At 64.3% G+C, this 12,053-nt stretch carries 9 protein-coding genes and 3 tRNA genes; 3 read left to right on the top strand and 9 right to left on the bottom strand.

Annotation, left to right across the window (positions count from 1 at the left end):
* Positions 1-265 precede the first annotated feature (265 nt).
* Positions 266-1,327 carry a glycosyltransferase family 4 protein gene (locus P9220_RS08315; RefSeq protein WP_309764414.1) on the bottom strand — a complete coding sequence of 354 codons (1,062 nt, stop codon included), beginning with the start codon at positions 1,325-1,327 and terminating at the stop codon, positions 266-268.
* 843 nt (positions 1,328-2,170) lie between these two features.
* Between P9220_RS08315 and P9220_RS08310 the strand changes: the two genes are divergently transcribed.
* Positions 2,171-4,051 carry an ABC transporter ATP-binding protein gene (locus tag P9220_RS08310; RefSeq protein ID WP_309764413.1) on the top strand — a complete coding sequence of 627 codons (1,881 nt, stop codon included), beginning with the start codon at positions 2,171-2,173 and terminating at the stop codon, positions 4,049-4,051.
* A 59-nt stretch (positions 4,052-4,110) separates the two neighbouring features.
* On the opposite strand, the gene otsA is transcribed toward P9220_RS08310, so the two are convergent.
* Positions 4,111-5,493, bottom strand: a complete 1,383-nt coding sequence (otsA, locus tag P9220_RS08305) for an alpha,alpha-trehalose-phosphate synthase (UDP-forming) (protein ID WP_309764412.1) — start codon at positions 5,491-5,493, stop codon at positions 4,111-4,113.
* On the bottom strand, positions 5,493-6,245 hold the full coding sequence (gene otsB, locus P9220_RS08300; protein ID WP_309764411.1) for a trehalose-phosphatase: 753 nt from the start codon (positions 6,243-6,245) through the stop codon (positions 5,493-5,495). The genes otsA and otsB overlap by 1 nt, the downstream gene beginning before the upstream one ends.
* Before the next feature lie 275 nt (positions 6,246-6,520).
* Here otsB and P9220_RS08295 point away from each other — a divergent pair, with 275 nt between their 5' ends.
* Both P9220_RS08295 and P9220_RS08290 read left to right on the top strand, forming a co-directional pair.
* Complete coding sequence (locus P9220_RS08295) at positions 6,521-7,153, top strand: SCO family protein (RefSeq protein WP_309764410.1); 633 nt, start codon at positions 6,521-6,523, stop codon at positions 7,151-7,153.
* A 2-nt stretch (positions 7,154-7,155) separates the two neighbouring features.
* Positions 7,156-8,064, top strand: a complete 909-nt coding sequence (locus P9220_RS08290; protein WP_309764409.1) for a cytochrome c oxidase assembly protein — start codon at positions 7,156-7,158, stop codon at positions 8,062-8,064.
* On the opposite strand, the gene P9220_RS08285 is transcribed toward P9220_RS08290, so the two are convergent.
* The 6 genes from P9220_RS08285 to uvrC all read right to left on the bottom strand — a co-directional run bounded on the left by P9220_RS08285 (position 7,971) and on the right by uvrC (position 12,007).
* Positions 7,971-8,465, bottom strand: a complete 495-nt coding sequence (locus P9220_RS08285; protein ID WP_309764408.1) for a GNAT family N-acetyltransferase — start codon at positions 8,463-8,465, stop codon at positions 7,971-7,973. The genes P9220_RS08290 and P9220_RS08285 overlap by 94 nt on opposite strands.
* A 108-nt stretch (positions 8,466-8,573) precedes the next feature.
* Positions 8,574-8,647, bottom strand: a tRNA-Cys gene (locus tag P9220_RS08280).
* 78 nt (positions 8,648-8,725) lie between these two features.
* Positions 8,726-8,801 (bottom strand) — tRNA-Gly (locus P9220_RS08275).
* Positions 8,802-8,881: 80 nt separating this feature from the next.
* A tRNA-Gly gene (locus P9220_RS08270) sits at positions 8,882-8,957 on the bottom strand.
* 155 nt (positions 8,958-9,112) lie between these two features.
* The gene (gene pgsA, locus P9220_RS08265) at positions 9,113-9,709 is read right to left on the bottom strand and encodes a CDP-diacylglycerol--glycerol-3-phosphate 3-phosphatidyltransferase (protein ID WP_309764407.1); all 597 of its coding nucleotides are present in this window, start codon (positions 9,707-9,709) and stop codon (positions 9,113-9,115) included.
* A gap of 126 nt (positions 9,710-9,835) precedes the next feature.
* Positions 9,836-12,007, bottom strand: coding sequence for an excinuclease ABC subunit UvrC (gene uvrC / locus P9220_RS08260; protein WP_309764406.1), 2,172 nt, complete (start codon positions 12,005-12,007; stop codon positions 9,836-9,838).
* Positions 12,008-12,053 lie beyond the last annotated feature (46 nt).

Here is a 12,053-nt window from a genome sequence, read left to right as displayed (position 1 = left end):
GGGCGTTCTTGCGCCGCATTCGGTCCCATGCAATTGATTGCCATCGATACATGATGCACGCCGTCGGGCGGCCATGCGCTTCGCCTCGCGAAGCCCGGTCATTATAGGGAGATTGCGGATGTCGTCAGAGGTTTCGCAACGCGAACGCGGCCCCGCGCTCCAATTTGCCACTTGACTGTGCCGACAGCACAACGCCCCGCGCACCTTGCGGCACGCGGGGCGTCGGTCATGCCGCATCGCTGCGGCACGGGCGATGCAACGACGCTCAGGCGTTGGCTTCGCGCAGAACCGTGCGGCGCTTCTGGCGCAGCAGTTCCTCGTAGTTCTGCACGTAGCGCGCAGCCATGACCTTCGACGAGAAGCGCGTTTCGAACGCTTCACGCACCTTGGCGCGCGACAGCGTGTCGAGACGCTTCACCGCGGCGATCGCCGACAACTCGTCTTCCACGACGAAGCCCGACACGCCGTTCTCGATCACTTCCGGCACCGAGCCGCGATTGAACGCGATGACCGGCGTGCCGCAGGCCATCGCCTCGATCATCACGAGACCGAAGGGCTCCGGCCAGTCGATCGGGAACAGCAGCGCGTGCGCGTTGCCCAGGAACTCGGTCTTCTCGGCTTCGCTGATTTCGCCGATGTACTCGACGTGCGGCAGCGCGAAGAGCGGCTTGATCTCTTCTTCGTAGTAGGCGCGATCGGCCTTGTCGAGCTTGGCGGCGATCTTGATTTTCATGCCCGCGGCCTGCGCGATGCGAATCGCCCGGTCGACGCGCTTTTCCGGCGAAATGCGGCCGAGGAATGCGAGATAGCCCGGCTTCACGTTCGGGATCGGCGTCAGCAGGTTTTCCGGCAGGCCGTGATACACCGTCGACAGCCAGTTCGCCTGCGGCAGCGGCTGGCGCTGGTTGTCCGAAATCGACACGACCGGCACGTCGTTGAACGTGCGGAAGATCGGCTGGAGCTCGGGCAGGTCGAGGCGGCCGTGCATCGTCGTCAGGAACGGCACCGGCTGGCGCGCGAACAGCGAGAACGGGTAATAGTCGATGTGGAAATGCAGCACGTCGAATTCGTCGGCGCGGCGGCGGACTTCCTCGAGCAGCAGCATGTGCGGAGCCATCGTGTCGCGGATCGTCGGATCGAGACGCAACGCCTGCGGCCAGAAAGCTTCGAGCTTCGCGGACGTTTGCGAATCACCGCTCGCGAAGAGCGTGACGTCGTGTCCGGCCTCGACGAGTGCCTCGGTCAGATATGACACCACGCGTTCCGTGCCGCCATACAGCTTCGGCGGAACAGCCTCGTGGAGGGGCGCGATTTGAGCGATTCGCATTGTCGTGAAACTCCTAATGAAAGATCAGGCAAAGTACTGCTGTCGTGTTGACGTCGGGAGCGAATCGCTCGCCTCGGGCGAAAGCAGTCACTGCGCAGTCGCCGCGGCGTGAAAGCTGGTGCTCGAGTGAAAGAAGCGGGGGTCGCCGATCACTGCTTGGCGCGACTCGGAACAGGGCAGGTCCGAGACCATATCTCAAAAAGCGCCACGCATGGAAATAACGCGCTTCCTCCCGGCAGGTTGACGGCTTCCTACAGAAAGCTGTCGAATATTTTCGTGCTATCGGCTTGTTCAAAAGCCGGTGAGAAGCTGGGGCGCATTATGGAGCTTGCGACGGCGCAAATAGGCGGTGCATTTCAACTTATTTACCTTGTTACACGGGGGAAACACTTTGCAAACCCCTGTTTATTAAGGTTGTTCTACATTGGAGCACGTGCTTCGGCCACGCACCGGAGCCGCTTCGCGCGCGCCCGGCGCGGCGGCTTCGAGCAAGACGCTGGCGCGACGCGTGCTTTCTCCCCGTTGTCGTGAAGGCGCCTCCGGTCACGAGCGCGGGCCTCCAGTGGATGAATTCCGCGTCCGGCCACGCTCCATCGCAAAAATGCGCGCGTTGTGCTTACAATGCGCGCCCAAGCCCAAGGTCGTGTGCGGCCGTCTATCGACGCAGCGCCGCCGCCTCGCCGGCTGAATGAACGACTGTTCGATGCAGAGCCGGCGGAACGGGCCGCGCATCGTTTGCCTGAATGACGTTCGCCTTTCCGGTTACTGGCTACAATTCAGCCAGTGAAGACGGCGCGTCGTCGCCGGGTTCGATGTCCAGCGCATCGGACAGACGTGATGTGAATGGCATCGCCCGAAGACGCAACACACGCTCAACCGCTTTACGACCAAAAAAGACCATTGGACCAACTCACCGTCTCCCAGCGTAACGCGCACAACGCGAAGCTCGCGAGCTACGCGAATCGCCCGCTCGCGTTCCTGATGCGCTACATCCGCCGGCATCCGGTCGCCCATGCCATCGTGCTTTGCAGCGTGTTCGCCGCGGTCGGTTGCGCGCTCGCATCGCAATACGCGATCAAGCATCTGATCGACGTGCTCGGCCAGGGGCGCGGCCATCCCGGTCCGCTCTGGGGCGCCTTCATGATCCTGGTCGGGCTGATCGCCGCCGACAACCTGCTCTGGCGGGTCGGCGGCTGGGTCGGCGCGCACGTGTTCGTGATCGTCACCGGCGACTTGCGCAAGGACCTCTTCTCCTATCTCTCCGGCCACTCGCCCACGTACTTCTCCGAAAAGCAGCCGGGTATGCTCGCGAGCCGCATCACGGCGACATCGAACGCCATCTACACGTCCGAAAACGTGATGGCGTGGAACGTCCTGCCGCCCTGTATCGCGGTGCTGGGCGCGATCGTGATGATCGTCGCGGTGAACCCGCTGATGGCCGCCGGGCTGATGTGCTGCTCGCTGGTGCTCGCGTTCATCCTGTATCGGCTCGCCAAGCGCGGTTCGGCGCGGCATCACAGTTTCGCGTCGAAGGCCGCCTCGGTGGACGGCGAGCTCGTCGACGTGATCGGCAACATGTCGCTCGTGCGCGCGTTCGGCATGACGTTCCGCGAGCAGAAGCGCTTCGGCTCGACCGTGAAGGCCGAGATGGTCGCGCGTCAGCAAAGCCTGCTGTACCTTGAAAAGCTGCGCCTCTTTCACGCGGTCGTGACGGCGATTCTGTCGGCTGGCCTCCTCGGCTGGGCCCTGTGGCTGTGGTCGCAAGGCCGCGCGACCTCGGGCGATATCGTGCTCGTCAGCTCGCTCGGCTTCACCATCCTGCACGGCACGCGCGATCTCGCCGTCGCTCTCGTCGATGTGACGCAGCACGTCGCGCGCCTCGCCGAAGCCGTGCAGACGTTGCTGGAACCGCACGGCATGCCGGATCGCTCAGACGCGACGGAACTCGTGCCGCAGGGCGGGCGCGTCGATTTCGAAGGCATCACGTTCGCCTATCCGCGCCGCCGCCCGATTCTCGACAACTTCCATCTGCATATCGAGGCGGGTCAGCGCGTCGGTCTGATCGGCAAGTCGGGCGCGGGCAAATCGACCGTCCTCGCGCTGCTGCAGCGTTTTTACGAGACACAGAAGGGCAGCATCAAGATCGACGGGCAGGATATCGCCGCGATCACGCAGGACAGCCTGCGCCACGCGATTGCGCTGGTGCCGCAGGACATTTCGCTGTTCCATCGCACGGTGTTCGAGAACATCGCGTACGGACGTCCCGATGCGAGCCGCGAGGAAGTGCTCGCCGCCGCGCGCGAGGCGCGCTGCACGGACTTCATCGAAGCGATGCCGGAAGGCTTCGATACGATCGTCGGCGATCGCGGCGTGAAGCTGTCGGGCGGGCAGCGGCAACGCATCGCGATTGCGCGCGCCATTCTCAAGAACGCGCCGATCCTGCTGCTCGACGAGGCGACCTCGGCGCTCGACAGCGCATCGGAAGAAGCGATTCAGCAGGCGCTCGACCGGCTGATGGTCGGCCGCACGGTCATCGCGATTGCGCACCGTCTGTCGACACTGCAGAACTTCGATCGCATTATCGTGATGAGCGCGGGCAAGGTCATCGACGACGGCTCGCCGCAAGAACTGCGCGAACGTCCGGGGCTGTATCGGGAGTTGCTGGCGAAGCAGCACGGCAAGCTGCCCTCGATCGTCGCGACGCCGCACAAGCAGCCGGCGTGAGGAGAGCAAAGCGAGACCGAGCCGCGTTTCCCGAAAGGAAACGCGGCTTTTTTACGCGCTCAGCGCGCCTTCAGATCGCGCAGGAAGTTATCGCGCCACACCGACACGTTGTTGTCCCGCAGCAGCGCATACATGTCGCGATGTCTCGCGCGCCGCTCGTCGAGCGGCATCGCCAGCGCAGTGGCGAGCGCTTCCGCCATGCCGTCGATATCGAGCGGATTCACGATCAACGCCGCCTTCAGTTCCCGCGCCGCGCCCGCGAATTGCGACAGCACGAGTACGCCGGGATCGTCCGGGTCCTGCGCCGACACGTACTCCTTGGCGACCAGATTCATGCCGTCACGCAGCGGCGTGACGAAACCGACATGCGCCTCGCGGAACAACGCAGCGAGCACCGGCCGCTCGTACTGGCGATGGATATAGCGGATCGGCGTCCAGTCGAGCTCGGCGTATCGACCGTTGATGCGGCCGGACTCCGCTTCCAGTTGCAGCCGGATATCGCGGTAGGCGTCGACGTCCGAGCGCGTCGGCGGCGCGATCTGCAGGAACGACACGTTGTTGCGCTGCTGCGGATCGTGCTCCATCAGGCGCTCGAACGCCCGGAAACGCTCGACCAGCCCCTTCGAATAATCGAGCCGATCGACGCTCATCACGAGCTTGCGTTCGTGCAGCGTCGCCTTCACGGTCTGCACGTCGCGGCCGCCTTCGCCGTCTTTTGCCAGCGCGCGCACTTCATCGGGATACACGCCGATCGGATACGCCGCCGCCTTCAGCACCTTGCCGAACGCGCGAACTTCCACCGGCTTCGTCGTATGCCGGGTGAGCGCGCCGCCCGCTTCAGTCTCGATGTAATCGCAGAACGCATGCAGGTCGGGGCTGGTCTGGAAGCCGAGCAGATCGAACGCGCACAGCGCCTCGACCAGTTCTCGATGGCGCGGCACGCTCAACAGAATCTGCGACGCCGGAAACGGGATGTGCAGGAAGAAGCCGATGCGGTTCGTCACGCCCAGTTCGCGCAACGCCTGAGCGAACGGAATCAGGTGATAGTCGTGCACCCAGATGACGTCGTCGGGCCTGAGCAGCGGCACGAGCTGCGCGGCGAGCCAGCGGTTCACGCGGCAATAGCCGTCGTATTCTTCGGGATCGAATTCGATCAGATCCGGGCGATAGTGAAACGCCGGCCACAGCGTCGCGTTCGAAAAGCCGCGGTAATACTGGTCATAATCGCGGCGCGCGAGACCGATGGTCGCGAACGTCACCGGCCCCTGCTCTTCCAGCGTGATCGCCTCGGGCGGCGCAGCCAGCACGTCGCCGCTCCAGCCGAACCACACGCCGCCGGTTTCCTTGAGCGCGTCATAGACGCCGACCGCGAGCCCGCCCGCCGCCGGGCCGCCTTCCGAGATCGGCGCAACCCGGTTCGACACGATAATCAGGCGGCCCATCAGGCGTGCTTCCCGGCCGTGCCCGCGATCACCTGGAGCCAGTCGAGCAGCAGTTCCACCGATTCGATGCGCGCCCGCGCCACGGTTTCGCCCGCGCCGACCTTGATCGACAGGCCATCGAATTCGTTGACGACCGCGAAGCCTTTCTCGTCGGTGAGATCGTCGCCGATGAAGACAGGCTTTCGTCCCGTGAACGGCGGCTCGGCCATGAATGCACGCAACGCGCGGCCCTTGTCGACGCCCTTCGGCTTGATTTCGTACACCATCTTGCCCGGCTGAAGCACGTAGGCATCGGCGTATTCCGCGACGAGACGCTCGGTGGCCGCGCGCGCGGTCGGCTCGCGCTCGGGCGCGTTCCGGTAATGCAGCGCGAGCGCCGCGCCCTTGATTTCGAGCAGCATGCCCGGATTCGCGTTGACCACGCCTTCGAGCACGTGCTCCATGCGCAAGAGCCGCTCGTCGTGGAAGCCGATGCGCTGCACGTCGCCGTTGGCGTCGCGCCGCTCCGCGCCGTGCATCCCGGCGACGGGCAGATCGGGTATCTGCAGGAACGAATCGATATTGTCGATGCCGCGCCCCGACACGACCGCGACCGCGTTATTGGTCGCGCGCCGCAGCGATGCAAGGATGTCGGGCACCGAACGCGGCACGAAGATGCCGTCGGGCGTGGAGGCGAGTTCGACGAGCGTGCCGTCGAAATCGAAGAAGAACGCGGTCTCGGCAAGAGACAGGGAATCGGGAAGAATTTGCATCGATCTTTGGCCTGTGGTTTGCCTCGTGGCTTGCTTCGTCGCGGCGGGGCCGACGCCGAAGGCGCGCATGTTACGTGCGTCGGCTTTCGATTGCGGAGCCGCTCGACTTACGGATGCGTGCGTCCGGCTTTCGGCGAGCCTGAAGTATGCGGCAAATCGTCTCAAAAATAAGCCGCAAGGTAGATGATGCGCCACCTACGGCCTCGAAGGCGTGTATTTTGCGATAGATGTTCCTGCCTTCAAACCCCCGCCGCACGCCGCTCCGACCACTTCCGATGCACGCTTCGTTCCCCACCCTGCCGTTCCTGCGCGCGAGCCGCTGGCGCATTCTCACCGCGCTTATTTCGTTGTGTGCGCTCGCCGGGTGCTCGCGTCCGGCCGAGCCGTGGCGTCTGACCGACGTGTCCGGCCACCTGCCCGATCTGAACTTCTCGCTCACCGACGACACCGGCGCGCATGTCACCGGCCGTTCGTTCGCCGGCCGCGCGACGCTCGTCTTTTTCGGCTACACGCACTGCCCCGATGTCTGTCCCGAAACGATGGCGCGTCTGATGCAGGTGCTCCGGCAGCTCGGGCCGGATGCAGACGCGGCGCGCGTCGTGTTCGTTTCCGTCGATCCCGCCCGCGATACGCCCGCGCTCCTGCACGCATACGTCCGCGCGTTCGACGACCGGCGCGCAGTCGGCCTCACGGGTGGCGATCGCGCGATCGAGGCCGTCGCGCAGCGGTATCGCGTGGCGTATCAGATGGAAAAGCGCGATCCGAACGGCGCGTATGAAGTGACGCACAGCTCGGCGGTCTATATCTTCGATCGCGACGGCCGCGCGCGCCTGCTCGCCACGGACCGCGATTCGATCGACGCGATCGCCGCCGATCTGCGCCGCATCATCCACGCGAAGGACGCGTGACGATGACGACGCTGCTTTACTGGCTCGAACCCTGGGAGCCGTCGCCGACGGTCGTGGCCGCGATACTCATCGCCGCCGTGCTTTTTGCGCGCGGCGCGGGGCATGCGCGGGTATCGGTATCGCGCCGCATCGCCTTCTGGCTTGGGCTGAGCGCGCTGTACGTGGCGCTGCATACGCGGCTCGATTACTTCTTCGAGCACGAGTTTTTCATGCACCGGCTGCAGCATCTGGTGCTGCATCACCTCGGGCCGTTTCTGATCGCGCTGTCGTATCCGGGCGCGGCGCTGCGCGCCGGCGTGCCGTTCGAATGGCGGCGGCGCTGGCTGCGTCCGGCCGGGCGGACGCGCGTCGCTCGCGTGACGTTCGATATCGTGTTCAATCCGCTCGTCGCGGTGACGCTTTTCGTCGGGCTGATCTACTTCTGGCTGCTATCGCCGATTCACTTCAACGCGATGCTCGATTACCGCCTCTATCGCGTGATGAACTGGAGCATGGTGATCGACGGCCTGCTCTTCTGGTGGCTCGTGCTCGATCCGCGTCCCGCGCCGCCCGCGCGGCTCGCGCCCGGTCGACGCATTCTCGTCGTGATTGCCGCAATTCCGCCGCAGATCGTCCTCGGCGCGTTCATCTTCTTCACGCCGCACGAGCTGTATCTGATCTATTCGATTTGCGGCCGCGCCTTCACCTGGATCACGCCGATGCGCGATCAGCAGATCGGCGGACTCTTGCTATGGATTCCCGGCTCGATGATGAGCGTGGTCGGCGCGCTGATCGCGCTGCGTCACTGGCTGCGGCTGTCTGCGCGCGCGCGGCTGCGTCAGGAGTCGAAGCCGGGACGGCGCATCCACACGTGCGGGATGCCGTCCTCGTCATGCACCCCCGACGATGCGACGAATCCGAACGCGCCGTAGAAGCGCTGCAAGTGGGCCTGCGCATGCAGGCTGATCGGCTGGTCGGGCCATTGTTTGAGAATTTCTTCGAGCGCGCGCTGCAGCATCGCGTTACCGAGCTTCATGCCGCGAAAGCCGGCGGTGGTCAGCACGCGGCCAATGCGGACGTCCTTCTCGTTTTCATCCGGATGGCCCGGCAGCAGCACGCGCAGATAGCCGGCGAGTTTCGGGCGCTGTTCGCCTTGTCCGTATGCCAGAAGATGCCACGCATCGACATCGAGCCCGTCGATATCGCCATAAACGCAGTTCTGCTCGACGACGAACACCGCGCTGCGTGCGGCGAGCATGTCGTAGACCTCCGCGGTGGTCAGATCATCGAAGCGCTTCCAGCGCCATTCAAGGTCGGAGAGTTGGGTGGTCATCGTTGTAGGTATCGGGGGCCTTGCGGCGTGCCGCAATTATGCCGCGAGGCAGCGCGAGCAAAACGCCGCGGAAAAAGAAAAAGCCCTGACAAGTCAGGGCTTTTTAAGTGGAGGCGCGAACCGGAGTCGAACCGGTCTAAACGGCTTTGCAGGCCGCTGCATAACCGCTTTGCTATCGCGCCAAAAGCGGTGTGGCTTGCTGGCCGATCAAAGCCGGCCAGACTACCAAACAAAAAGGGAAGCGTTGCTTCCCCTTTGACTGGAGCGGGAGACGAGTCTCGAACTCGCGACCTCAACCTTGGCAAGGTTGCGCTCTACCAACTGAGCTACTCCCGCATATCCTGCGCTGCTACTGCTATTCCGATGCCGCTTCGCCACCCATTCGGCTCGCGCTGCTCACACCGAAATTCTAAAACTGGAGCGGGAGACGAGTCTCGAACTCGCGACCTCAACCTTGGCAAGGTTGCGCTCTACCAACTGAGCTACTCCCGCATTGACTGCTTGCCTGATTCGCTTCGCTTTGTTACTGCTTCGCGTCGCGCATCAGAGAAACGAGATTATGTAGAAGCCAAAGCGACCTGTCAACTGTTTTGTCTGCGGTTTTTTCGGCTTCGACGCAATTTTTTGCGCTTCTCCTCGCGACTGTTTCACCGCATGCCGCCGCGCTCGCGAATCTGCGGCCAGGCGAGCTTCATGTAGTAGAACATCGACCAGACGGTGAGAAACGCCGCCACGTTGATGAGCCACAAGCCCCACACGCGTGAATCGAGCACCCATTGCGTGCCTGGGATATTCAGGCGGCCGTAGAACAGCAGCATGGGGATGGCGATCATCTGGCAGACCGTCTTGAACTTGCCGAGCGAATTCACCGCGACGCTCTTCGATGCGCCGATTTGCGCCATCCATTCACGCAGCGCCGATATGGTGATCTCGCGTCCGACGATCACGAGGGCGATCACCGCGTTGAGCCGCGCGCTCTGCACGAGCACGAGCAGCGCGGCGGTGACCATCAGCTTGTCGGCCACGGGGTCGAGAAACGCACCGAACGCCGACGTCTGATCGAGCTTGCGCGCGAGGAAACCGTCGAACCAATCGGTGAGCGCCGCGAGCACGAAGATGATCATCGCAAGCAGGTTGCGATGCTCAAGGCTCAACATCATGTCCGGCAGATAAAACACGCCCACGACGAGCGGAATCAGCACGATTCGCAGCCACGTCAGGAAGATCGGTAGATTGAACGGCATGGGCGAAAGTGAGATCGAGTGCGAGAGGTGTGGGAGGCGCCATTGTGCCGCGTCGATCCGACGCTCACAAGGCGCGTGCTCATGCAACCGCGCGGCCTGCCGCAACCCGCGCGACGGGGTTTCCCGTCAATGCAACTGCCGGTAAATCTGCTGCGCAAGCGCAAGCGATATGCCCTCCACGCTCGCCAGGTCCTCGACGCTCGCCGCCTGCACGCCCCGCAGTCCGCCGAACCGCGACAACAAGCGCTGACGCCGCTTCGCGCCCACGCCTTCGAGTTCCTCCAGCCGCGATGTCTGACGCGCTTTCGCCCGCTTCGCCCGCATGCCGGTGATGGCGAAACGGTGCGCTTCATCGCGGATTTGCGCGACCAGCATCAGCGCCGCGCTTTCCTTGCCGAGCTCCAGCGCGGGACGGCCGTCCGCGAAGATGAGCGTTTCGAGGCCGACCTTGCGCCCCTCGCCCTTCGCGACGCCCACCAGCATGCCGTGATCGAGCCCGAGTTCCGAGAAAACCTGCCGCGCGATTTCCACCTGCCCCTTGCCGCCGTCGATGAGCACGATGTTCGGCAGCGTGCCGCCCGCGGCCAGGGCCGGCGCGGCATCGGGCGTGACGTTGGGATCGGCGGCGGCGTCGGGCTGCATCGTCGCGGCTTCCTCGTTCGCGTTCGCCGCCGCCTGCGCGACCATCTTTTCGTAGCGGCGCGTGAGCACCTGGCGCATTGCGGCGTAATCGTCGCCGGGCGTGATGCCGGTGATGTTGTAGCGCCGATATTCGCCCGACTGCATCTTGTGATGGTGATACACCACGCACGACGCCTGCGTCGCTTCGCCCATCGTATGACTGATGTCGAAGCACTCGATGCGCATCAGCGCGAGGTCGTCCATGTCGAGCCCGAGCGTTTCCGCGAGCGAGCGCGTGCGCGCCTGCTGCGAGCCCTGCTCCGACAGGAGACGCGCGAGCGCGAGCTTCGCGTTCTGCTCGGCCATCGACAGCCACACGCGCTTCTGACCTTGCGGCTGGCGCAGCAGCGTGACCTTGTGCCCGGCCTGTTCGATCAGCAGATCGACGAGCTCGCGGCTCGCCGGCGCATGGCTCACGACGAGCACCGGCGGCACGCGGTTGCCGATGTAGTGCTGCGCCATGAACGCTTCCAGCACTTCGGATTCGAGCGCGCCTTCGCGCACGGCGGGTTCGGTCTGGTCCTCGACGTCCAGTTGGGCCTCGACGCTCGCCGCGCCGGCATCGCCTTCTGTCGAAGGCACGCCCTCTTGCGCCGCTGCCTCTTCTCTCGCGGCGTGCGCGATCGCTTCGAATTCCGGCGCGGGTACATCGACGAGTGCCTGCACGTCCGCTTCGACGGCTTCGTCGTCTTCGAGGCCCGCTTCGTCGTCGTCCTCGGCGAGCGGCATCGCGCTTTCCACGTGCGCCGGAAAATACGCCTTGTCGCCGAGATGGCGCCCGCCGCGCACCATCGCCAGATTCACGCATACCTTGCCGCCCAGCGCGACGACCGCGAGGATATCGACATCGCTCTCGCCGCCGACCTCGATGGCCTGCTGATGCAGCACCGTCGACAGCGAGCTCATCTGATTGCGCACCGCCGCCGCCTGTTCGAACTTGAGCTCGGCCGCGAAGGCATGCATCTTCTCTTCCAGCTCCTTCATCACTTCGCCCTGCCGGCCGAGCAGAAAGCGCGACGCGTTCGACACATCGCGCGCGTAATCCTCCTCGCTGATGAGGCCGGTGCACGGCGCGGTGCATCGCCCGATCTGATGCAGCAGACACGGACGCGTGCGATTGCTGAACACCGAGTCTTCGCACGTGCGCAGCTGGAACACGCGCTGCAGGATGTGGATGCTCTCGCGCACCGCCCACGCGCTCGGAAACGGCCCGAAGTACTGGTTCTTCTTGTCGACCGCGCCGCGGTAGTACGCCATGCGCGGAAACGCGTGCCCGGTCAGCTTGAGGAACGGATACGACTTGTCGTCGCGAAAGAGAATGTTGTAGCGCGGCGCGAGCGCCTTGATCAGATTGTTTTCGAGCAGCAGCGCCTCGGCTTCGGAACGCGTGACGGTCGTCTCGATCTTGCGGATGCGCGTGACCATCATCGCGATGCGCGGCGAATGCAGGGTCTTCGTGAAGTAGCTCGACACGCGCTTCTTCAGGTTGCGCGCCTTGCCGACGTAAAGCACGGCGCCGTCGCCGTCGTAATAGCGGTACACGCCGGGCAGATGCGGCAACTGCGCGAGCGTCTTCTTCGGGTCGAAAGTCGGGTCGGGGGCGTCGGTCGGAGTCATGCAGCGAATATCGTGACGATGCGCGGAAGGGACAAGGGAGGCGGCG

The organism is Caballeronia sp. LZ016 (genome assembly GCF_031450805.1).
GTDB lineage: Bacteria > Pseudomonadota > Gammaproteobacteria > Burkholderiales > Burkholderiaceae > Caballeronia.
The sequence above is the reverse complement of the archived record's forward strand: the minus strand, read 5'-3'. Positions and strand labels throughout refer to the sequence as shown.

What these genes read in the sequence shown, in the direction of transcription:
- otsB (WP_309764411.1), bottom strand. Translation starts at nt 6,245, where the DNA reads ATGCAAATTCTTCCCGATTCCCTGTCTCTTGCCGAGACCGCGTTCTTC.
- P9220_RS08285 (WP_309764408.1), bottom strand. Translation starts at nt 8,465, where the DNA reads ATGACCACCCAACTCTCCGACCTTGAATGGCGCTGGAAGCGCTTCGAT.
- uvrC (WP_309764406.1), bottom strand. Translation starts at nt 12,007, where the DNA reads ATGACTCCGACCGACGCCCCCGACCCGACTTTCGACCCGAAGAAGACG.
- pgsA (WP_309764407.1), bottom strand. Translation starts at nt 9,709, where the DNA reads ATGCCGTTCAATCTACCGATCTTCCTGACGTGGCTGCGAATCGTGCTG.
- P9220_RS08315 (WP_309764414.1), bottom strand. Translation starts at nt 1,327, where the DNA reads ATGCGAATCGCTCAAATCGCGCCCCTCCACGAGGCTGTTCCGCCGAAG.
- P9220_RS08295 (WP_309764410.1), top strand. Translation starts at nt 6,521, where the DNA reads ATGCACGCTTCGTTCCCCACCCTGCCGTTCCTGCGCGCGAGCCGCTGG.
- otsA (WP_309764412.1), bottom strand. Translation starts at nt 5,493, where the DNA reads ATGGGCCGCCTGATTATCGTGTCGAACCGGGTTGCGCCGATCTCGGAA.
- P9220_RS08290 (WP_309764409.1), top strand. Translation starts at nt 7,156, where the DNA reads ATGACGACGCTGCTTTACTGGCTCGAACCCTGGGAGCCGTCGCCGACG.
- P9220_RS08310 (WP_309764413.1), top strand. Translation starts at nt 2,171, where the DNA reads ATGGCATCGCCCGAAGACGCAACACACGCTCAACCGCTTTACGACCAA.